A 21430-nucleotide genomic window follows, 5' to 3' on the forward strand; every position below is an offset into this window, starting at 1 on the left:
GCTACTGGCTCAGCAATGGCAAGGAAATATGGGCAATGGTTCCTTGCTGGTCGGCCCTTTGTTCAATTGAAAAGCTGGCTGAACCGGGATATTGCGTATTAATCAAGTCGATTCTCTCTTTAATAGACTTTAAGCCAATTGATTTTTCTTTGTTAACATTAATTACTGTCCGGTTTGTCTTGCCATGCAGCCCAATCCCATTATCTGTTACGGTAATAAGCAGCGTCTGATCTGATCGCTGCATGGCAACGGCAATATAAGCGTCCGGGATACCCGCACCGATGATCCCGTGCAAAATCGAATTTTCTATCAAGGGTTGAATCAGCATGGGTGGTAACAGGATTGTGGGTAGCGAAATATCGGGCGAAAGCACAAAACTGTAAGTGAAAGAATTATTATAACGCATTGCTTCCAATTCTGTATACAATTGCAGTGATTTCCATTCTTTATCGGCCGGAACCAAACTTTTAGTCGAATTTTCCAGGATTAACCTGCTTAAAGAAGCGAATTTTTGAATCAGCCTGGAAGCAGTTCTTTTGTCATTATCCATAATGTAAGACTCAATTGAATTCAATACATTAAAAATAAAATGCGGATTCATCTGGGAGCGAATAGCTCTTAATTCACTTTCTGATAATTGATATTGATATTCTAATTTTAATGTACTTTGTTCGGCCTCCTGCCGCTGCAGAATATTGGCAAACCTTAATCTTCTGATCCTGTTAAGGTTTAAAATATAAATCAAAACAGAAGCCAATATGATAATAGCCAGAATCCCGTAAAGCCATAGCTGTCTGATTTCCAACTGGTTAAGTTTCTGCTCCTGAGAGAGGGCATTTAACTTACTGGATTGCAGTTTTTCGTTATTTTTAGAAATCAGCAACTGCCTTTCTTTTTCCCTTCTTACCAGTTTTTCATTTTCTAAGAGCGCATTTTGCAAATTCCTTAATTGCAAACCTCGTTGTAGTTCCGCATTATTAAGGGCAAGTTGTAATTGATTTTGTTTGAGTTGCCCCTCAGCTAAAACTTGTTTTTGTTTATAAATGGCTTCGGTTTTGTCAAATTCATATTTCATTCCCATCCGGGTGATCTCATTTTTCTTTTTGTCATTACTAATGCTATCTCCGTATTCTTTAAAAAGCTTATAATAAAACAGCGTACTATCCGGCGCTTTCAAAGCATGATAGATTTCACTCAATCCCAGGCTTGCGTCCCTTTTAATCTCAGCTACGTCGAGATCCCTGGCAATTTTCAAAGCATTAAGGCCGTAGGTTTTTGCCTTTGCATAATCCTGCTGCTGATAAAAAGCGTCTGAAATATTCTGCATATTGAATCCAAGGCTCTTTGTATTGCTAAGCTTTTCATTTCCTTCGATTGCTTTAAAACCATATTTTAAAGCCAGATCTGATTGACGCAATTTGGAATAGTATGCCGACAGATTCCCATTTTCACGCGCACTTCCGCGCGTATCCCCTATTGAATCGGTTATCGCCAATGACATTTTGCTATACTTAATCGCTTCATCAATATTATTATTCTTGAAATGAATTGTCCCGATATTAGTCAGCGTGCTGGATTGACCCACAGCATGTTTGTATTTTCTAAAAATGGGAAGTGCTCTCTGGTAATTCTGCATCGCCACTTTATAGTCGCTCATTTCATTGTGAACAGTTCCAATGTTTGTCAGTGTGATCGCAACATTGAGCTCATTCTTCAAAACTTCGTGTTTCTGAAGCGCTTCCAGATAATATTTAAGTGCCTCAGCAAATTTGGATTGTGTCATGTAAACCAATCCGATATTGCTCAGGTCGGCGGCAGTCCCCACCGCATTATTCACTGCGTTATCAATGCTTAGGGCCTTATTTAAAGATTCCAGTGCTTCGGGATACATCGACAGGTAGAACTGGCTAATTCCCTTCATACGGTGCGCATTGGAAATGTATGTTTTGTCCTTCATATTGTCTTGAAAGGATAAAACTTCTTCCGCATACGGCAACGCAAGTTTCGGACTCAATCTCATATTTTCCGAGCCAAGATTCAAAAGTATCTGAGCCCTTTTTTGATCCTTTTGCGCGTGAGTTTTCAGAAGCTGTGTGAGCGAATCTATCTTACCCGTTTGCGCATTGCCGGGCACCATACCTATAATGGTCAAGCCTATTGATGCAAAAAGAATTCTTAATAAGCAGGATTTTGAATTAAACATTTTGTGCGGGTTAAGCAACTGGAGGAGCATTAAAGTTATGTATAATCTGCTAAGTAACATGACGATGCCACTAAGCCATCACCCGGCTCTGCTAACCTGAAAGCCTGCTTCGCTCATTGTCATAAAATACCACCGGAAACGACCATAAGTTTGGGACATCTTAATCTCAACTAAACAGTCACAATAAAAACAAGATCATGAGAAACTTACTTAACATCTGCAAAATGCTCCCGATACTTGTATTGGTGCTTGGGAGCTGCAAGACCAAATCGCCGGATCCGCAAAATACGCCCATAACCATGAGCGACCTTGCCGATTATTACCTGGTAGCCGAACACAAAACGGGCGGGAACAAATTAACAATCATATCTTTTGCCAAAGATGGGGATGTAGTAAAGGCGGATATACATTTACAGGGCATGTTGAGAATACTGGAAGGAACCTTGCAAGGTTCAACGCTTAGTCTGGATTTTCACTCCAACGGGCAATCGATATATTCTTTCGAACTGGAAAAGAATGCTGATGGAAGCTTGAAATTGAAATCCTACGATTTTATATATAATGGTGAAGGCAACCAGCTAAGCTATGCAGTGCTGGCCAAAAAATCGGATGCATTTTCATTTGACAACAGTTCTTTTAAAGTAAACTCGGAACGTCTCAAATTCATTAAAGACAATGATGCGGAGACATTATGGTGGTTTGGAAGAAGTTACCTTGTTTACAAGTTGGCTAATGTAGGATTCAAATCAAATCAGGATGAGTTAATGGGTGCCGCAGTTCCAAACTGGCGAGGAATAGCCAAACCGGTTATGTTGATTGAACAGGAAGATAAGATTTGGATCGCAGAAAAGGAATGACCAGTAAACCGGGAGTTGCCAGCATCGAATAAAATAGCCAAATTGAGTTATAAAAATCCGATTATGTTGAAAGCCGCAATTTTAGACGACGAGATAAGGGGAAGTAAATTACTTGCCCAAAAATTAGCAGTTTTTGAAAGCGAGCTTCACGTGGTCGGCGTGTTTAATGAACCGGTCCCGGCGGCCGAGGCCATTACAGGACTGGGCATAGATGTACTTTTCCTGGACGTTGAAATGCCCGTCCTGAATGGATTCCAATTTTTGGAGCGGTTAGGAAGTTTTGATTTCGAGGTGATTTTTACTACCGCCTACGATAGCTATACATTGGAAGCCCTCAGATTAAGTGCCGTGGACTACTTGCTCAAACCAATTGACGAAGAAGAACTGCAAACTGCATTTACCCGCTTGAAAAAGCGGGTAAATGAGAAAGCAAGCTATAAAACAGTTAAAGCAGAAAAGAAATCGAATAACCGCCTGGCATTACCCACTGCGGAGGGTGTGTACATTGTTGACAAGACCAACATTATCAGGGTGGAGGCCATGAGCAATTACAGTGTTTTTTTGCTTACCGAAGCGAAAAAGATCGTCGTCTCGAAAACCCTTAAAGAGTTTGAGCCCGTTTTAAATGACGCTCAATTCATGAGAATTAACAGATCCGTCATCGTCAATCTGGACTTTGCGGTTAAATACCGCAAAGGCGACGGGGGCACACTGGAATTGTCCGACGGTTCTGAAATCGAGGTTTCTCCACAAAAAAAGGAAGCGCTGCTGGCCTGGTTGTTTTGAAAACTACGATCGCAGCTTCTGTTAACAGGCTAAGGTAAATTCCCTGTGAGTTACAGCGGGTACAAAGACTTTTCTCCTTGTTTGATCACTTCGCTCAGTTGTGCAGCAAGCTCTTTTGCCTTCCCCAGATCCCCTTTTTTCTGATATACTTTGTAAAGTCCCCAAAGCGCATTTGCACTGTTGGGACGTTTTTTGGCCAGGTCTTCATATGCCTGTATTGCCAGATCGTATTTCCCGGCCTTCAAATAAACCTCCCCCAGGCTGATCAATACGGGCCTGGCGTATGAAGGCGGTTCGCTGTAACCGAGGTCATGTTCCTTTTTTTGTGCAATTTTAAGCAGGCGGATGGCTTCCGCATTGTTATTTTCAAGGTTTTGGATTAAACCCTGCAATTCCAGTGATGCAACATTCAGGTCGCCCAGCCTTCGCGCTGCTATGGCGTCGTTGGCCGGAGATTGGTTGCCGTTGCGGTACAAATGCGCGTCGAGCGCGTCGGAATATTTTTTGGCTTCTGCGGCTTTGCCTCTTTTTACGGCATCCATCCCCAACGCAAAAAGATACAGGCCATCCTTATATGCAATGGCCTTTGTGGTAAAGATGCTGTCTTTGTCGTTGATCAGTTGCAGGCGGTCAGCGGCTTTTTTGTAATAGCCAAAACAGAGCTCCATTTTCGCGGGAGCAACAATTCCCTGGTAAAAAAAGCGACCTTCATATTTAGCTTTGCGCTCCTTGGTAACCGGCATATTTTGCAGCTTTTCGGCGTAATAGAGAGCTGTTTTGTAATGGCCGTTCTCTGCACTGTTAGAAAGCAGGTAATTGATATTGTGAATATAATTCCAGGTATCCACTTCGGGGATGCCCTGTTTTTTCATGTAAATAGAATCCACAGCAACAGCTTCCACAAACGCCTCGTGCGCCTTCTGATACTGTCCGAGTTTGAAATAAACATGGCCCGGCATATGCACCATATGTGCCGCCCCAGGTGTGAGCTGTTTCATTTTTTCTGAACTTTTAATTGCCTCTTCCGGGCAGCAGTTCTCCATCAGATGGATCCAGTAATGGTGTGCGCCAGCATTGTCCGGATCGTTTTTCAGCACGTCCCGGAGCAGATATTCACTGTAAATCTGACCTTCACGCGGGTTTAGTTCCACGTCATAGCCGCTCATTTTACTTAATGCCAAAAAGAGTTTTGCATCTACATCGCCGGGATACTTATGCACGATGATTTCGAGCTTTTGCTGATATAGCTTCCGGCTGCCGTCGCCAGGTGCGTCGCGGAGAAGAATCGCTTCTGCATACAGCTTTTCATGCTCGCTTGCCTTATCCTTCAACGCTTTGAGCTTTCTGACAGCAAGCTTTTTATCATCATCAAAATCCGGCCCTTCTGTGGCGCCGATAGCGCTGTACAGCCCCCAATAGGGCATTACAGCCGAAGAATCCAGCCGGATCGCCTCTTTGAATGATCGATATGCTTCAAAATCCCAGAAATCATGCAGCAGCGCCACGCCCTGGGCAAAATATTTCTGTGCCTGGTCCGATTTCGTGCTGATCTTCATGGTGGAAGTGCCAATGCCTTCCAGGAACTGCGCGGGCGGGAGGTTGTGCACATAAGCGGTTTCCTTGCGATAAGCCTGAATATGGTCAAGGTGGTTGTGGGCAAATTCGTTTTCGTCCACGTGGTTCGCGTGGTCATGGCCGCTGCTTTTTGTCTGTGCCTGCCGGTCACGCTGGGCAAATGTGGAAACGGAGATCAGACAACACAATACAAAAGAAAATCTCATATTTTTTTATTTAAAACAATGATAATCAATAACCTTTATTCTGAACCAGGTCCTTATCTGCGGCCAGGTCATTGAATGGGATCGGGAAAATCCATTTGTCTGCATTGCCTACGCCCAACACTGCCCCTGCCCTGCCCGTGCGAACGAGGTCAAACCAGCGGTGCGGTTCCAATGCAAATTCGGCACGGCGCTCATCTTCGATAGCGCGCTCGATAGCTGCTTTGTTAGTAGAAGTAAAAACCGGAACTTTTGCGCGGGTTTTTACTGCATTCAGATCGGCTACTGCGCCTGCGAGATCGGGCGTCGCTCTTTTGGCCCTGGCTTCGGCGCGGATCAGGTATTGCTCGGCTATGCGGAACAGGTAAGTCGGATTGTCGTTTGTAGCGCGCCAGTAAAGCAATTGCACATAATAGTTCAGAATGGCCGGCGTGGAAATATCCTTGATCAGCGCTTTGCGGTCACCGCCTGTTGCGGGATCTTGCAAAAGCTTGAAAAGTGCAGGCCCGGGCCCAAACTGGTTGCGGTAACCGTCGCTCGACCATGCGCCATAATGTGCGCTTCTGTCGGCCGTGCTGTATGCCAGCTCAAAAATGGATTCCCTGGAATTTTTACTATTTATAAATGAGGCCCAGCTGATCAATTCGTAATTACTGTCGGAAATCAGCTTGGTAGCATATTCCTCAGCCTTTTCATATTCTCCCAAATACAAATGCAGCCGCGCCTTGAACGCCGAAACAGTCTTTTGCGTAACCCGGTTGCGATCCACTGTTTTGCCCAGCAAACCTTCGGCCTTCGTAAGATCTTCCAGCACTTGCCTGTATACTTGCTCCTGGGTGCTTTGTTTTACCCCATCAAAATCGTCCGGTGCGGTGGTTGGTTTGAGCACAACAGGCACATTGCCCCACGCACGGGCCAGGTCGAAGTAGGCAAGTGACCGCAGAAAATAAGCCTCGCCCGAGATTTGCTTGCGCTGCGCTTCGGTAATGGTCTTAGAATCAAGCTTTTCAACTTTATCGATCACATTGTTCGCGCCGTTGACCACGGTGAAAATGGTGGACCAGACGTTGTTCAGAAGCGTATTATCAGACCGGTAAGTGTGGGTAATGAAGGTCGCGTAGTAATTCAATGTCCCTACCCAGATATTATCGCCCCCGGCAAGATAAGCCGCGGCTTGATAGCCGTCGCCGCCATAATAGTTACTGCTCTGAACCTTGTCGTACACACCCAGCAAGGCAGTTTCAGCAGTGGCAGCATCAATGATCACCGAACCGTCGGAAATGGATTGCTGCGGTTCCGCGTCCAGAAAGTACGACTCGCAGGAACTGGCCAGCAGGCCGGTAAGCGCCAGCAGCGCAATGTTGTATCGGAAATAAGAAGTGAACTTTCGCATGATATTTCAGGCAATGATTAAAAAGTAAGATTGATACCGAACTCTACCGTACGCGGATGCGGCGGCATCGAAAAGTCAAGACCCTGTACAGTGGCATTAGCAGTGTCCTGGGCAGTGTTGATCTCCGGGTCCGGGCCGGAATATTTAGTCCAGGTGAGCAGGTTGGTTGCATTCACGTATACCTTGGCATTATCGATCCGGATCTTCGACAGCCAGTTTTTTGGCAATGAATAACCCAGGTAGGCGCTGCGGAGGCGGATAAATGAGCCGTCTTCCAAAAAGCGGCTGCTTTCGAAATTGTGGTTGTTGCTGCCGTCTTCATTAGGCAGAATGGTAACGCGGGGGATGTCCGTCACATCTCCCGGTTTTTCCCAGCGGTCCATCATGCTCGCCAGCATCGACCAGGAAGTTCCGCGCGAACCCGCGTGCTCCTGAAAATATCGGTTCATATTAAACACTTTGTTGCCCTGCGAGAAATAGAAATTGAGCGAAAAATCGAAATTTTTGAAACGCACCGCATTCCTGAGGCTGCCGTAGTAGGCTGGCCATGCATTGCCAATGATCTGCCGGTCGGCGGTGGTAATGCGGCCATCGCCGGTGCGGGAATCGTCGTACACGGCATTGCCATTCTGCGGATCCACATAAAGCTGTTTGTAGAGCCAGAAAGAATACATCGGCGAGCCTTGTTCGAGGCGCACCCAGTCGCGGTTGTATTGGGTAAATGAAATGGGGAGTTTCTCGATGCGGTTGGCATTGTGGGCGACATTAAAGCTCGTTGTCCATTCCCAATCCCTATTGGAAAGATTGGTGGAAGTGACCTGGAATTCGAAACCCTTGTTGCTCATTTCGCCCAGGTTCTGATAGGAGGATGAGAATCCGGTTTTAGCAGGCGTCGGCACAGAGAGCAGCAGGTCCGTAGTGTATTTGTTATAAATATTGAATTCAAATTTCAGCCGGTTGTTGGCCACGCCGCCTTCGAGCCCTACATTCCATTGGCGCGTAGTTTCCCATTTCAGACCGCCATTACCCAACTGTGCAGGTGCTACGCCTGGCTTGTCGAGGTAATTATTCCCGCCCGACCAGAGACCCAGCGATGCAAAGTCAGGAATGCTTTGGTTACCAGTCCAGCCAATGCTCGCTTTGAGTTTGAGATCGTTCAGGAAAGCAAAATGATCTTTTACAAAACCTTCCTGACCGATGCGCCACGAAGCGCCCACCGACGGAAATGTGCCCCAGCGGTAATCCGCGCCGAAGCGAGATGAAGCATCTGTGCGGACGTTCACATCCACGCTATACTTGTTATCAAAACTATAATTTGCACCTCCAAAATAAGAAAGTAGTCCCGAGTTCGTCACGCCGGTGGTGGTGCCGGTGGTAATCGCAGCTGCCGAAATGGTTGTGAATTTCGTGCCCGGGAAGTTCGTGCCCGTGATCACCGAACGCTGGAATTCGTTTTTCTGCAATGTGTTACCCAGGAACACCGACAGGAAATGACGCTCACCCAGCGGTGCATTGTAGTTCAAAAGCTGCTCGGCGATCCAGGTGCGGTCGAGCGTAGTGGCGTCCGTTGCGCTGCCGTTGGAAGCCTTTCCTTCGGTGAGGTTGGCATTGTAGTAGACCGCTTCCTTGTAATAATTGTCGTCCAGGCTCCATGAGCTTTTGAATGTCAGGTCGTCCGTCAGGTTCCACTTGAAGTAACCGTTGGCGATCAAATGTTTTCCATACGCGTGGTTATTGCTGTTTTCGAGCAACACATAAGGGTTATTGAATCGCTCACCGCGGTTGTAGGAGCCATCGGCGGCGAAGATCGGCGTCAATGTGGGCGTATGTAAACCGGTATTCAGGATCCCGCCCGTATCCCCCGTGCGTGCGAGCTGGCGTTTGGTGGCGCTGTAAGAAGTGCTCACCCCTACCTGCACTTTGCTGTTGATATTATGGTCGACATTAATGCGGAAACCCAGCCGACGGAAATCCTGTAATTTCAGGATGGAGTTCTGATTCGTAACCTCGCCGCCGAGGTAAAATTGCGTTTTTTCATTGCCGCCTGTTACGGACAAATTGTTGGATTGCTGAACAGCCGTTCGAAAAACGAGGCTCAACCGGTCGTAGGTTCCCTGGTCTTCGGGGTTACCCTGCCCTCCTTCGCTCACAGGCCGGAATGGCCGCGTCGCAGAAGGGTTTCCATCATTGATCCACTGCTCATTCATGATCTGCGCGTGTTGCGGGCCGGTGGTAAGGTCCCACAATTTGGGTGCCTTGGCAATGCCGAGGGAAGTGTTGAATGAAATCTTAGTCTTCCCACCTTTTGCACCGCGTTTGGTGGTGATCAGGATCACGCCGTTGGCACCCCGTGCGCCGTAAATGGCTGTGGCATTGGCATCTTTAAGCACCTCAATGTTCTCGATATCAGCCGGGTTAATGTCGGCCAGCGGATTGGTCGTTTGCCCGCCGGTGCGTACGCCTTGTAACGACTGGCTGTTTATAAAGACGCCGTCAATCACATACAAAGGATCATTTCCAGCATTGATAGACGTCGCCCCGCGCAGGCGTACAAGCACGCTCCCGCCTTCTACGCCCGAGTTGGAGGATATCTGGAGCCCCGGTGTCAGTCCCTGGATTTTTTCACTAAAACTAACCCCATGCTGGTTGGCGATCTCGCCGGATTTAATGTTGGAAACCGCACCGGTTCCGGCCCCTTTTTTCAGTTGGGTGTATCCTACCACCACAATTTCGTTCAGCTGCTTGTCCGAGGATTCGAGTTGCACTTCAAAGAATTTGCGGCCGGCGAGCGGGATTTCCTGCGTTTTGAAGCCTACGAACGAAAACACAAGTACCGGATTCTCTCCCGGCGCAGGCTCCGGCACATTCAATTGAAAACCGCCTTCCAGATTGGTGGATGTACCCGTGCTGGTGCCTTTCAAAACAATGTTCACCCCGGGAATGCCATCGCCCTTGTCGTCTGTGATCTTTCCGGAAACCGATCTCTCGGTCTGCAATGCAAAAGTTAAGTCTGCCGAAATACTGCTGGCCGTCGGCAGCAGAAAAAGGGAAATAAAAATCAATGTGACGACTGGCACCTCATTAACGTAATACAATATACGCGAAAGCCATGCGTAGTAGTGTTTCATGGTAAAAGTGAATTAAATGAGTGATAAGTGGAGTGATTGGAGCAGACGATTTCTTCCGGAGGCAAGGCGCCTCCGAAGAAATCAGAATGAAATAATACGGTTATGGATTCAGGAATGGCATCTGCTATTCGTGATCGCCGTAGCGTTTCTCACCTGCGGAAACGGCCAGGGCAAGCTTATTTTGCTTGGGAGGAAGCGGACAGGTTGCAAAAGGCGAAAACGCACAGGGTGGATTAATGGATTTATTAAAGTCCAGCCAGGCTGTCCCGTCTTCTTCCACGGACGTGTAGAGAAAACGTCCGGCACCATATGTTTCCTTTTTATTGGTTTGGTCGGCGAAGATGATGAACAGATTTTTGGTCGATCCCACGGCGTCCAGACGGTATTCCTTACCATTTACAGAAAAAATCAATGTTCCGGGAGATTCCTGATCTGCGGTGCGGCCGGTAATGTCTGTGATCGAAACTTTCTTACCGGTGGTGGCTTCAAAGCGTGCTTTGACGAGCCATTTTTCCTGAACAGGATAGCGCTCAATGCCTGTAAACCCTTTCAGATATTCGCTTTCGAGGTCGCGTAACCGCACCGCATATTTGTCGCCGCGCTTGATAATGAACCACCGCAACGACTTGTGTTTGAGCGTTACAGGCTTTTCATCCGGAAAAATATCCAGCTCCGTCACAGGCTCATCGCCATTGAAAACGGCTGCATCTGGACTTGCTTTGAGTATGACCTTTCCCTTATCCAACCAGATTTCACCCAGGAAAGGGTTGCTTTTATCTGCCGGGAACACAACATTGTTCTTACTATCGCCGCCGAAAGTGTTCTTTCCTTCATCAAGCCAGAACAAACCGGCCAGATTGAGCCAGCCCGATTCCGCTTTCAGGCTTTCGATCCGTTTCTGATGCCATTGCTGGATCTGTTCTTCGTAAGCCGTGTCGTTGAATGTGAATGCAGGCAATAAGTAAATGCCAGCCAGCAAGAGTAAATAATAGGAGTACTTTTTCATCATTTTTTAGATAAATTAAAATGAACGCTAACGCCTTGCGCGCAATGACGTCCAGTCCGCTGGCAAAAACTAAATGGTGGCTGTGGTACAAATGTAAACAATCAGTTTAATCTATCAACTTAATAGAGTTATTTTTTTTAAGATGCCTTCGCTGACCAAAATACCCATTCATTAAAATGGAATTGGAATTTGATTAGAATGAAATTAGAACAACGTTTGGTGACTATCGGTGACTCGTTTCCAAGGTATAAATTTTTGGTATTATATCGTAAATGTGATGTACAACATAAAGAAAATGATGGTTTTGGAATGGTTTTAGAGAATTGTGATATGCTTGTTTTCGTTATTAATCCGGTTCAGTGATATACTGTCCTTTACGGAAACCGTAAATAGCCGTCTCTATCACATTTACATATTAATGGGTAAAAAATTTAAGGTCGAAGTGCCAACTCCCTGGCAAAGGCTCATGGGAATGCTTTATGTCGAACGCTCGACAATCAACTACATATTTATTTACGCCATCCTGATCGGCTTGATCGGACTCACACTTCCACTCGGGACTACGGCAGTTTTCAACCTGCTTTCCAATGGTGCATTATACAGTTCGACATACGTGCTGATCGGCGTTGTCCTGATCGGAATCATAGTCGGCGGGATTTTGCTCATCGGGCAACTGACGTTGGTGGAACTCATCGAGCAAAAAATATTTACCAAAGCCACGCTCGAATTTGCTTACAGATTTCCGCGGATCAAAAAATCGGAGTTGGAGGGTGAAAGCCCGCCGGAACTGGTAAACCGATTTTTTGATGTAATTACCATTCAAAAGGGACTGACAAAACTTCTTGTGGATATTGTAGCAGCCGGTGTTCAGATTGCGCTGTCTGCGATTTTGCTCTCATTTTATCACCCCATATTTATGACTTTCGGACTGTTGACAGTGATGGCTACCATTTTGGTACTTTTCCTGTATTACAAAAGAGGCGTCCAAACCAGCATTGAGGAATCGCATTACAAGTACGAAGTGGTGGCTTACCTCGAATCTGTGGCGGGTGACCTCGATCTTTACCGCGGACAACCCGATAAGATGAGACAGGTGATTGTGAATACCGACCGCATTACAGCAGACTATTTACAGGCAAGAAACGATCATTTCTGGGTGCTTCGCAAATTTTTTGCCAGCTCGGTTATCCTGAGAACCTTGCTGATGGGCGGTTTGCTTTTTTTAGGATCTTATTATGTAGTGCAAAGACAAATGACACTCGGGCAGTTTGTTGCCGCAGAAGTGATCATTGTACAGATCAGCTACGCCATTGAGAAATTTATGACCAGTCTGGATACCATTTTTGATATGGTGACGGGCAGCGAAAAAATTGCCGCTGTAACTGATCTGGAATTGGTAGAAAGTGAGGTGCACCATGGCTAGATATGGAATTGACGTCACCAGCCGGGTTGATTGGGAGGAACTCGGCGTGCTCTCAGACAAACAGATTTTGAAAACGCGCGGGCCAAGATTGCTCGGCCGCGTTATGCTGATCCTCCTGTTTTTGTTCATCATTGTGCTCTTTCTGCCCTGGCGGCAAACGATCCCCGGGCGTGGCACAGTAACAGCGTTGACCCCGGAAGACCGGCCGCAAACGGTTCAGAACCAGATCGGTGGCCGCATTGAGCATTGGGCCGTTCGCGAGGGGCAGCAGGTCCAGAAAGGAGATACGATACTGGTGCTTTCAGAAACAAGTCAGTCTTACTTTGATCCCAATCTGCCTCAGCGTTTGCAGGAACAACTGAGAGCAAAAGAAGGATCGGAAATTGCTGCAGCCCAAAAAATGGATGCTACCAACGACCAAATCGCTGCCATGACAAATGGCTTGAAATTTCAGCTGACGGCGGCAGAAAATAAGGTGGACCAGGCTGTCAATTACGTGCAGGCAGACAGCGCGGACCTCGTAGCAATCCAGAAGTTTTATGAAATCAGTAAATCCCGGCTCGAACGTTACGAAGCGGGTTATCGGAACGGCCTTTTTTCACTGACCGATATAGAGAGCCGCCGTTTGAAGTTACAGGAGGATAATGCCAAAGTGGTAAGCCAGGTCAACAAGCTGAATAACTCGCAGCAGTCACTCCTGAATGCGCGCATTGAACTGGATAACATTCGCGCCAAATACATGGAATCCGTTGCCAAAGCACGTTCCGATTTAAGTTCTGCATTGTCCAGCCGGGTGAGCGCGCAGGGAGAAATCGCAAAGCTGCAGAATGAGATTTCCAACATTAACATTCGGCGCGGGCTGTATGTGGTGCGTGCCCCGCAGAGCGGCTTTGTGGTAAAAACACTGAAAGCCGGTATTGGTGAAAACATCAAGGAGGGTGAATCCATCGCCACGCTGCAACCCACGAAACCGAGCGTAGCGGTGGAATTATATGTGGATGCCATGGACGTGCCGCTAATCCTGGACAGCAGCGAGGTTCGCCTCCAGTTCGAAGGGTGGCCTTCCGTGCAATTTGCAGGCTGGCCATCGGTGGCGGTGGGCACATTTGCCGGCAAAGTGACGGTCATAGACCTGGTAAGCAGCAATAACGGCAAATATCGCATACTGGTAACCCCTTCAAATCCGGCACCTTACAATGACGAGCCGTGGCCGAAACAGCTGCGACAAGGCTCTGGCGTGTACGGGAGGGTGATCTTGCGCTCTGTGCCTATATGGTACGAAATATGGCGGTTATTGAACGGCTTCCCGCCCAGTCTGGAAAATGAGCCTGATAAAGCAGATGGTGGTGGAAAAAAGGATAAAGCGAACTAAAATGAACATGACAATAAGACGGGGCATGCTTGCCCTTTGGCTATGCCTCTTGCTGTTTGTCCAGAGTGTGTTTGCAAGCGTAGCATCTGTCCCCGACTCTACAAAAATATTTTCGATAGCAGACCTGCGTGAGCTAGTGATGCAGAACAATCCGGTCGTTAAACAAGCCGGGTTACTGAGCGCTGCCGCGCGGGCGAGGGTAACCCAGGCGCTTGGCAGTTTTGACCCAAACCTTAAAGCATCATTCGACCAGAAACAATTTGGTGGAAAAAATTACTATAACCATTGGACAAGTGAACTAAAAGTGCCACTGTGGCTGGCAGGAGCTGATTTAAAGATCGGGTTCGACAGAAATGTGGGTAGTTACACTAATCCAGAAACTACCACGCCGCTGACAGGTCTGGGTGGCGTGGGCATTAGTGTGCCGATTGGCCAGGGGCTGCTGATTGATGCTCGGCGAAATACCCTGCGTCAATCGCGCGTCATGGTAGCGTATGCCGAAGCAGAAAGGGTCAATGAGATCAACAAAGTTTGGTTTCAGGCTGTGAAAGATTACTGGAACTGGTTTTATGCGCATCAGCAATACCAGCTTATCCGTCGTGGCGTCGAGCTGGCAACCACGCGCTACACCGCCACGCGTAATCAGGCATTACTGGGCGAAAAGCCTGCAATTGACTCCGTAGAAGCATTTATCACGGTGCAGGAAAGATCGATCCAGCTGGCTAAGATTGAAATTGAGATCCAGAACTCCAGATTGCTTGTTTCGAATCACATCTGGGACGAAAAAGGGAATCCGCTCGAATTGCCGGAAGACGCCGTGCCCGTCAACGCCGACTCCGCTGTGGCTATTGTATCGGCCAACAACCTCGATGATTTGCTGAACCGTGCCGAAGACAACCACCCCAAGCTTCAAATGCTTCGCAATAAGGGAGTCCAGCTCGCTATTGAACGCAATTATCTGCGCGAAATGCTGAAACCAAAACTCAATGTCAGCGGCTCGCTGCTGACCACACGCAGGGATTTCAATTCTTATGTACCTGATTATTATGACATTGGCTGGAATAACTATAAAGTGGGTTTTGATTTCTCGTTCCCGCTGTTCCTGCGCTCGGCAAGGGGTAAACTGAGTGAGATCAAAGTGAAGCAAATGGACCTGAACCTCGATGTTCAAAACGAAGCACGAACCATTCAAACCAACATCCGCAGCTCGTTCAACAACCTGAAAGCATACCAGGCGCAACTCACTATCCAGACGCAAAGCATTGTGAATCAAAAATTCCTGGTTCGCGGTGAGCTTCAAAAATTTGATCTGGGCGAAAGCACATTATTTTTAATCAACAGCCGCGAATCCAAGCTCATCGACATGATGATGAAACAAGCAGAACTCGTAACCAAATACCAGCAAGCCCTGGCAGACCTCTACTACGAAGCCGGGGTGAATCAGGATTGATTGGTTGTCGCTTATGCTCGCGCCCGGCTTACGCAAAAGGTTTTCCCCAAAAACTCCTGAACAAGTTTCCTGGGTGTAGTAGCGAGGTAATACTTGAAGTCTTTAATGAGGTGACTCTGGTCGTGATAGCCGAACTGGGCAACGAGGGTTAGCCAGTCCACTTCGTCTTCTTGTTTTTGAATAAATTCGATAACCTGTTTGAACCGAAGCAAGCGGGTAAGTTCTTTGGTAGAAAATCCCATGTATTTTTTGAAACGCATTTGCACCATCCGCTCGGATAGATTGGCGTCAGCAGCAATTGCTTTTGAAGGTTTTCCAAAATCAATGTTGCTATCTTCAATACCTGCCAGCAAGGGAATGCTTTCTTTTTCAGGTGCTTTGATAAATGCATGACCGTGTGCGATCAGCAACCCAATGCGGTCTTCGGTTGTGGGCATTCCTGCAAGTGCATTCCATAACGCTTCGAATCCGGCAATGCCCAGCAACTGGTCGGGATCATAGATTTTTTCGGTTTCCATTTGTTCCGCCGGAATGTTGAAAAGCCTGTAAAAGCCATTGTGGTTGAATGTGATTACAATGATGTCCGTTTCCGGCAACACCTCGTAATGCAGCATTTTCCGCAACGGGCCCAGCATTACAACTTTTCTCGTTTCGTGCTCCTGAAACGCGCCATTACCAAACGACAATGGTAAAGGAACACCAAAATTAAATATCAGCATGATTTCTAAACTTGGCGACAAGAACTGGGGCGTCCGTTCAAAATCGAGGTCTGTTTGAATACAGTAAAAGTGCTTGATCACGTCAGCCAATGCAGCCGGAGCGTCAAAGTGCGTACCAATGGATAGCTTAGTCATTTCGTTTTCTTACAATTTTACCGACCATAGCTCGCTTAATTTTGACCTAAAATAAAACAAAAACTTTATCCAAAATGGCAACATCAGAATTAACAAAATTATTGGTAACCGGTGCAACGGGAACGATTGGAAAAGAATTATGCAAAATATTGTCAGCCAAAGGCGTACCCTACAAAGCCATGGTTCGTTCGGTCGCTCTTGCGCAGACCATGGACGATCTGGCCGGAGCCGAACTTGTAACCGGCGATTTCAATGATTCCGAATCATTAAAGTCAGCATTAACCGGAGTCGAACGGGCATTTTTGCTGACGAACTCATCGGAGCAGGCAGAACAGCAGCAGATTAGATTTGTCGACATAGCGCAAGAAGCTGGTGTTAAGCACATTGTTAAGCTGTCTCAATGGGCCGCAGACGCTGAGTCACCGGTGCGCTTTTTGCGTTACCATGCTGCGGTTGAAGCACATATCCGCAAGTCGGGAATGTTATATACCTTCCTAAGACCCAACCTTTTCATGCAAGGACTGCTCGGTTTCCGGGATTCAATTCGTTTTCAGGGACAGTTTTACGGTGCCATTGGCGATGCTAAAATCAGCATTTTGGACGTCCGTGACATAGCGGCCGCCGCAGCAGCAGCGCTCACCGATCCACGGCACGAAAATCAGGTTTATGCATTAACCGGTCCGGAAGCATTGTCGCACCACGAATTGGCGGAAACGCTTTCTGCTGTCCTCGGCCACTCCGTTACATTTATAGACCTTACTTCTGAAATGCTTGAAGAAATGCTCTTGAAGGTCGGCTTCCCAACCTGGCAGGCTGAGGGACTTGTGGAAGACTATGCACATTATAAGAAAGGCGAAGCTTCGGAAGTGGCTCCGGGCATTATGGATGCAACCGGAACAGCACCGCACACATTTAGCGATTTTGCAAAAGATCACGCGGCGCTGTTCCGGCCGTAGCGGTTGTGTGAATGCTGATGTATGTTTATAGAGCAGAAAAGTGAATTTTGGAACTCAATCACATACTGCTCATTATATTCCGAAGTTTTGTCAAGTGTCAATCGTTAACTTTGACGGACAAAACATTTTTGTATAGTCAGTTTATATAGTCAGAATGAAATGGATCACCCGCGAACGCCCAAAAATTGACCGTATCGCCTGTCCCTGGCTGATCAAACGGTTCATTGATCCGGATGCACAGATCTTTTTCTTCCCATTTGATCAGGTTAAAGCCAAAGCAGCGGAACTGGGCGCTACGCCCTTCGATATTCCGGACACCGAATTTACTCATTATGAAGACCGCTGCACTTTCGACTTTTTCCTCGAAAGATATGAGATCGAAGATCCTGCATTAAAGGATATGGCTGTCATCATCCGTGGGGCTGATACTGACGACCATTCGCTGGCTGCCCAGTCATCCGGACTCTGGGCAATATCGGCTGGCCTCGCTTATAATATCAATGATGATCAGGAACTGCTTGAAAAAGGAATGCTGATTTATGATGCGCTTTATAGCTGGGCAACGCACCTTCAGAAACAAAAGCACACCCAAAACCCAACCGAGAAGCTGCTGCTGGCTGTTTTTAATACTTACCTGGATAAACAGAAATCTGAGCATCTTAAAACCCCTAAATGGGCAAAAGAACTCAAAGAAATCATTCAGGACCAGATCGATACCAACCTAAGTTTAAGCCTGAAAGAGATTTCGGAGGGTTTACAAATACATCCCTCCTACGTGTCCCGCGAGTTTTCGAAGTATTTCAGCAACCTGTCCTTTGGTGAATACATTCGCAAGCTGCGCATAGAAAAAGCCGTCGATTTGCTTGCAAACCCCGACCATACCTTATCCGAGATTGCTTATCTGACCGGGTTCTCAGATCAAAGCCATTTCAACAGGATCTTCAAAGCCCAAACGGGACAAAATCCGTCGGATTTCCGGAAAAATTTGCCAAAAAAGTAATCTCTGTACAAATCCGTCATTTCCGTTCTATCATTTGGTCATTGGGTGCCCTAGTATTGCATTGTAAAGCAAATACGAGTGTAAACTTGGAGACATTCATGCCTTCGAAGAAAAAACATGTATGGAAACCCTGACGCAGCCACAAACAACTAAATACAGCCTGACGGAGCTGACCAGCTATTTTCTGAAACTCGGTACGCTGGGCTTTGGCGGTCCCGTTGCCCTGATCGGCTACATGCACCGCGATTTGGTGGAAGACAAAAGGTGGATTAGTGAAGATGAATACCGCGAGGGCCTGGCCCTTGCCCAACTGGCTCCTGGCCCGCTTGCTGCCCAGCTCGGCATTTACCTGGGCTACGTGCATCACGGGATTTGGGGCGCTACCCTTACCGGACTTGCCTTTGTGCTACCGTCCTTTGTCATGGTAGTTTTGTTGGGGATGGCTTACAAACTTTACGGCGGGCTTCCCTGGATGCAATCTGTGTTTTATGGCGTTGGCGCAGCGGTGATCGGTATCATTACGCTAAGTTGTTACAAACTCACTATCAAATCAATCAGTAAAATAGAGCTACAAGCGATCAAAAGCAGATGGATCCTCTGGATTTCCTTTTTTACAATGGCCCTCGTTACTGCGATCACGCAGCGGGAAGAAGTGTGGCTTTTCATTCTTCTGGGCTTCATTTATATGGTCGTGAAAGCGCCGCCCGAATGGCTGCAACGAAGGGATACATCTTTGTCTGTCATCCTCCTGGCTGGCACGGGCTTCTGGCAATATGAGCCTGACGAGCTTGTCAAACTCGGATTATTTTTTACTCAGGCAGGCGCCTTTGTTTTTGGAAGCGGCCTGGCAATTATTCCATTTTTGCAGGCAGGTGTCGTTGGCGAGATGGGATGGCTCAATGAGCAGCAGTTCCTGGATTCCGTAGCGGTTGCCATGATCACGCCCGGACCGGTTGTGATAACCGTTGGCTTTATCGGATTTCTGGTTTCCGGGTTTGCCGGGGCGGCCGTCGCTGCCTTGGGCGTCTTTCTTCCCTGCTTTGTTTTCACAGTTTTGCCCGCACCTTACTTCAAAAAAATCTCCAAGAATGCCAGTATCAAAGCATTTGTCGATGGGATTACAGCGGCTGTGGTCGGCGCGCTGGTCGGGTCGGTCATTGTAATTGCGACCCGCTCAATTGTTGATATTGCATCGGCCATCCTCGCAGTTGTGACCATACTTGCACTTATTTATTTTAAGAAACTGCAAGAACCTTACATTATCGTGGCTGCGGCGCTCATTGGTTTTTGCCTGAAAACGTACCTATAAATTCTGATTAATTGCTTTTATGAAAAGATTAGCTTTACTACTGCTTGTCCTGTTTTCAGTTCCGTCCCAAGCACAAAAACAAGTCAATAAGCTCAATGGCGTGTGGTTAGGTTATTTCAACCAGACCAGGATAACAGATAAATGGGGTATCTGGCTGGATTTGCATGCAAGAAGAACTGATTTTTTAGACCGCTGGTCCACACAGATCATTCGGCCAGGAATTACTTATTATGCCAACGACCACCTCAGGTTCACGGCCGGTTATGCCTATGCACGCAGCTATCCTGCGGCTGGCCTGCACACTGTTCGGCCTGAGAACAGGCTTTGGCAGCAGGTGCTTTGGACGAGCCGTCAGAAGCGGCTGCAAACCCAGCAGTGGATCCGGGTGGAGGAGCGATTTAACCGCAAGATTGCCAATGATGCTTTGCAGGAAGGTTACAATTTCAACTTCCGGTTCAGGTATCTGCTCAATCTGATGGTTCCCCTAAACAGTGATTTCATCGAGCCGGGGACAGTGTTCTTTGCATTCAATGATGAAATTCATATCAATGCCGGCAAGCAGATTACTTATAATCTTTTTGACCAGAACCGCCTTTTCGTGGGCCTGGGTTACCAGTTTACCAAAGGGCTCAATTTGCAAGTCGGTTATATGAACCAGTTCCAGCAACTTCCTTCGGGCAACCATTTTAACAGCAACAATGTGCTAAGGGTTTTCGTGTTTCACAACCTGGATATCCGGGCCAAAAAGTAATATTCTTTTCCTTAGCTATGCCCGACGGTCGGCTACATTGGAAAGGGCTCTATTATTTACCAATCCAGGGATTTCATTAATGTTTCTAAAAATGGTTTTTCCTTGATTTGCTCCCGTAGTCACCATTTCATCCGCCCCGGCAGAAGGGCCTCCAATCCTGAGAACTGCATCACATTTAGCAATTAGATCAACAGCCACAGGATGAAAGATCCTATTGAATATTTCGTCCCCCATGGTTTGCGAACCTGCCGCTTCGATCAATGGCAATGCAAACCATTCCCCCATTACCGGTAGGTGGCCTTTATTATAAACTTCCAAAGCCGCCTTTGTCATAGCATCTACATTTGCCTCAATCAGCTCCGGATTATCACCCGTTCCCGAACGATAAGGGCCGGCTACTAAGATCATCATTTGATTCATACCTCTGTTATTATGTTAATTAATATGTGTTTCTCATGAAAATGTGAACAGAAAATCCAGTTCGGCCGCTGACCAGGCCCGGCTAACCAGATCAATAGCCGTTCACGAACTTCCCTATTATCTTTTCCCTATCCGATAACTCGACGCCTAATTCTGATTACTTTTGCGCAAGTTAGATCATTTCTGATCAATACCTATAAGTGCTTTGAAATAAAACTGATAAAATCCATAGCAATGCAGCAATACCAACTGGCCCAAATTAATGTGGCCAAGATGAAGGGAATTGATATCAATGATCCTGTGATGAAAGAGTTTGTAGACAATCTCGATGCAGTTAATGCACTTGCAGAAGTAAGTGAAGGTTTTGTGTGGCGTTTGAAAGCAGAGAATAACAACGCAACTGGGCTTGATCCCTTTCAAGACCTGACCATTATCACCAATGTTTCTGTTTGGCGGGATATACCGACTTTACAGGCATTTACCTACCGCTCTTTTCATGCTGAATTTTTAAAAAGACGGCGCGAGTGGTTTTTGAACTACGGAAAGGTATCCATGGCAATGTGGTGGGTTCCCGCAGGAGCATTCCCTACGATGGAACAAGCCATTGAGCGGCTTGATTATCTGACGACAAATGGCCCCTCTTTTTATGCTTTTAGCTTTAAACATCCCTTTCCAGCACCATTATACGGCGCTGAACAGATCGTACTGAGTAGTAGTTATCCCAGTCAATACTGACCGACATTC

General features: G+C 46.9%; 17 protein-coding genes. 10 read left to right on the forward strand and 7 right to left on the reverse strand.

Translation table 11 applies throughout. The annotated features are described in order from the left end of the window. Position 1: 1 nt before the first annotated feature. Positions 2 to 2203, reverse strand: a complete 2202-nt coding sequence (locus tag L0660_RS08550; protein ID WP_235159111.1) for a tetratricopeptide repeat protein — start codon at positions 2201 to 2203, stop codon at positions 2 to 4. 197 nt (positions 2204 to 2400) lie between these two features. Here L0660_RS08550 and L0660_RS08555 point away from each other — a divergent pair, with 197 nt between their 5' ends. Together L0660_RS08555 and L0660_RS08560 are read left to right on the forward strand one after the other, a co-directional pair. Then, positions 2401 to 3060 carry a hypothetical protein gene (locus L0660_RS08555; protein ID WP_235159112.1) on the forward strand — a complete coding sequence of 220 codons (660 nt, stop codon included), beginning with the start codon at positions 2401 to 2403 and terminating at the stop codon, positions 3058 to 3060. A 63-nt stretch (positions 3061 to 3123) separates the two neighbouring features. Next, on the forward strand, positions 3124 to 3846 hold the full coding sequence (locus tag L0660_RS08560) for a LytTR family DNA-binding domain-containing protein (RefSeq protein WP_235159113.1): 723 nt from the start codon (positions 3124 to 3126) through the stop codon (positions 3844 to 3846). Positions 3847 to 3896: 50 nt separating this feature from the next. Here L0660_RS08560 and L0660_RS08565 read toward each other — a convergent pair whose 3' ends face one another. From L0660_RS08565 to L0660_RS08580, 4 genes are all read right to left on the reverse strand, one after another. After that, positions 3897 to 5627, reverse strand: coding sequence for a tetratricopeptide repeat protein (locus L0660_RS08565; protein ID WP_235159114.1), 1731 nt, complete (start codon positions 5625 to 5627; stop codon positions 3897 to 3899). 25 nt (positions 5628 to 5652) lie between these two features. Continuing rightward, positions 5653 to 7017: a RagB/SusD family nutrient uptake outer membrane protein gene (locus L0660_RS08570; protein WP_235159115.1), complete on the reverse strand. Its 1365-nt coding sequence runs from the start codon at positions 7015 to 7017 to the stop codon at positions 5653 to 5655. 17 nt (positions 7018 to 7034) lie between these two features. Further along, a complete protein-coding gene (locus tag L0660_RS08575; protein WP_235159116.1) occupies positions 7035 to 10145 on the reverse strand; it encodes a TonB-dependent receptor in 3111 nt (1036 codons plus the stop codon). A 124-nt stretch (positions 10146 to 10269) separates the two neighbouring features. Then, positions 10270 to 11154 (reverse strand): DUF1684 domain-containing protein, encoded by an 885-nt coding sequence (locus L0660_RS08580; protein WP_235159117.1) that lies wholly within the window; start codon positions 11152 to 11154, stop codon positions 10270 to 10272. Between the two features lie 415 nt (positions 11155 to 11569). Here L0660_RS08580 and L0660_RS08585 point away from each other — a divergent pair, with 415 nt between their 5' ends. From L0660_RS08585 to L0660_RS08595, 3 genes are read left to right on the forward strand one after another with little or no spacing between them, the layout of a single operon-like run. Then, complete coding sequence (locus tag L0660_RS08585; protein WP_026629139.1) at positions 11570 to 12574, forward strand: ABC transporter transmembrane domain-containing protein; 1005 nt, start codon at positions 11570 to 11572, stop codon at positions 12572 to 12574. Continuing rightward, positions 12567 to 13946, forward strand: coding sequence for an HlyD family secretion protein (locus L0660_RS08590; protein ID WP_233798786.1), 1380 nt, complete (start codon positions 12567 to 12569; stop codon positions 13944 to 13946). Before L0660_RS08585 ends, L0660_RS08590 begins: the two co-directional genes overlap by 8 nt. A gap of 1 nt (position 13947) precedes the next feature. Beyond that, the gene (locus L0660_RS08595) at positions 13948 to 15396 is read left to right on the forward strand and encodes a TolC family protein (RefSeq protein ID WP_235159118.1); all 1449 of its coding nucleotides are present in this window, start codon (positions 13948 to 13950) and stop codon (positions 15394 to 15396) included. Between the two features lie 11 nt (positions 15397 to 15407). Here L0660_RS08595 and L0660_RS08600 read toward each other — a convergent pair whose 3' ends face one another. Then, entirely contained in the window at positions 15408 to 16250 is an 843-nt protein-coding gene (locus tag L0660_RS08600; RefSeq protein ID WP_235159119.1) for a helix-turn-helix domain-containing protein, read from the reverse strand. A 74-nt stretch (positions 16251 to 16324) separates the two neighbouring features. On the opposite strand from L0660_RS08600, the gene L0660_RS08605 reads away from it, so the two are divergent. From L0660_RS08605 to L0660_RS08620, 4 genes are all read left to right on the forward strand, one after another. Further along, a complete protein-coding gene (locus tag L0660_RS08605; RefSeq protein WP_235159120.1) occupies positions 16325 to 17206 on the forward strand; it encodes an SDR family oxidoreductase in 882 nt (293 codons plus the stop codon). 154 nt (positions 17207 to 17360) lie between these two features. Further along, positions 17361 to 18206 (forward strand): chromate resistance protein ChrB domain-containing protein, encoded by an 846-nt coding sequence (locus tag L0660_RS08610; RefSeq protein ID WP_235159121.1) that lies wholly within the window; start codon positions 17361 to 17363, stop codon positions 18204 to 18206. Positions 18207 to 18327: 121 nt separating this feature from the next. Further along, positions 18328 to 19515 (forward strand): chromate transporter, encoded by a 1188-nt coding sequence (locus tag L0660_RS08615; protein WP_235159122.1) that lies wholly within the window; start codon positions 18328 to 18330, stop codon positions 19513 to 19515. A 19-nt stretch (positions 19516 to 19534) separates the two neighbouring features. Further along, complete coding sequence (locus L0660_RS08620) at positions 19535 to 20266, forward strand: DUF2490 domain-containing protein (RefSeq protein WP_235159123.1); 732 nt, start codon at positions 19535 to 19537, stop codon at positions 20264 to 20266. A 15-nt stretch (positions 20267 to 20281) separates the two neighbouring features. On the opposite strand, the gene L0660_RS08625 is transcribed toward L0660_RS08620, so the two are convergent. Next, on the reverse strand, positions 20282 to 20677 hold the full coding sequence (locus L0660_RS08625) for a DUF4406 domain-containing protein (protein ID WP_235159124.1): 396 nt from the start codon (positions 20675 to 20677) through the stop codon (positions 20282 to 20284). Positions 20678 to 20920: 243 nt separating this feature from the next. Here L0660_RS08625 and L0660_RS08630 point away from each other — a divergent pair, with 243 nt between their 5' ends. Beyond that, positions 20921 to 21421: a DUF3291 domain-containing protein gene (locus tag L0660_RS08630; RefSeq protein ID WP_235159125.1), complete on the forward strand. Its 501-nt coding sequence runs from the start codon at positions 20921 to 20923 to the stop codon at positions 21419 to 21421. Positions 21422 to 21430 lie beyond the last annotated feature (9 nt).

This window comes from Dyadobacter sp. CY351 (genome assembly GCF_021502625.1).
In the GTDB taxonomy this organism is placed as follows: Bacteria; Bacteroidota; Bacteroidia; order Cytophagales; family Spirosomataceae; genus Dyadobacter; species Dyadobacter chenhuakuii.

Bases quoted from the DNA above. Each gene is read 5' to 3' on its own strand.
- L0660_RS08550 (WP_235159111.1), bottom strand. From the start codon at position 2,203: ATGTTTAATTCAAAATCCTGCTTATTAAGAATTCTTTTTGCATCAATA.
- L0660_RS08560 (WP_235159113.1), top strand. From the start codon at position 3,124: ATGTTGAAAGCCGCAATTTTAGACGACGAGATAAGGGGAAGTAAATTA.
- L0660_RS08630 (WP_235159125.1), top strand. From the start codon at position 20,921: ATGCAGCAATACCAACTGGCCCAAATTAATGTGGCCAAGATGAAGGGA.
- L0660_RS08595 (WP_235159118.1), top strand. From the start codon at position 13,948: ATGAACATGACAATAAGACGGGGCATGCTTGCCCTTTGGCTATGCCTC.
- L0660_RS08615 (WP_235159122.1), top strand. From the start codon at position 18,328: ATGGAAACCCTGACGCAGCCACAAACAACTAAATACAGCCTGACGGAG.
- L0660_RS08580 (WP_235159117.1), bottom strand. From the start codon at position 11,154: ATGATGAAAAAGTACTCCTATTATTTACTCTTGCTGGCTGGCATTTAC.
- L0660_RS08585 (WP_026629139.1), top strand. From the start codon at position 11,570: ATGGGTAAAAAATTTAAGGTCGAAGTGCCAACTCCCTGGCAAAGGCTC.
- L0660_RS08625 (WP_235159124.1), bottom strand. From the start codon at position 20,677: ATGATGATCTTAGTAGCCGGCCCTTATCGTTCGGGAACGGGTGATAAT.
- L0660_RS08575 (WP_235159116.1), bottom strand. From the start codon at position 10,145: ATGAAACACTACTACGCATGGCTTTCGCGTATATTGTATTACGTTAAT.
- L0660_RS08565 (WP_235159114.1), bottom strand. From the start codon at position 5,627: ATGAGATTTTCTTTTGTATTGTGTTGTCTGATCTCCGTTTCCACATTT.
- L0660_RS08555 (WP_235159112.1), top strand. From the start codon at position 2,401: ATGAGAAACTTACTTAACATCTGCAAAATGCTCCCGATACTTGTATTG.
- L0660_RS08605 (WP_235159120.1), top strand. From the start codon at position 16,325: ATGGCAACATCAGAATTAACAAAATTATTGGTAACCGGTGCAACGGGA.
- L0660_RS08620 (WP_235159123.1), top strand. From the start codon at position 19,535: ATGAAAAGATTAGCTTTACTACTGCTTGTCCTGTTTTCAGTTCCGTCC.
- L0660_RS08600 (WP_235159119.1), bottom strand. From the start codon at position 16,250: ATGACTAAGCTATCCATTGGTACGCACTTTGACGCTCCGGCTGCATTG.
- L0660_RS08610 (WP_235159121.1), top strand. From the start codon at position 17,361: ATGAAATGGATCACCCGCGAACGCCCAAAAATTGACCGTATCGCCTGT.
- L0660_RS08570 (WP_235159115.1), bottom strand. From the start codon at position 7,017: ATGCGAAAGTTCACTTCTTATTTCCGATACAACATTGCGCTGCTGGCG.
- L0660_RS08590 (WP_233798786.1), top strand. From the start codon at position 12,567: ATGGCTAGATATGGAATTGACGTCACCAGCCGGGTTGATTGGGAGGAA.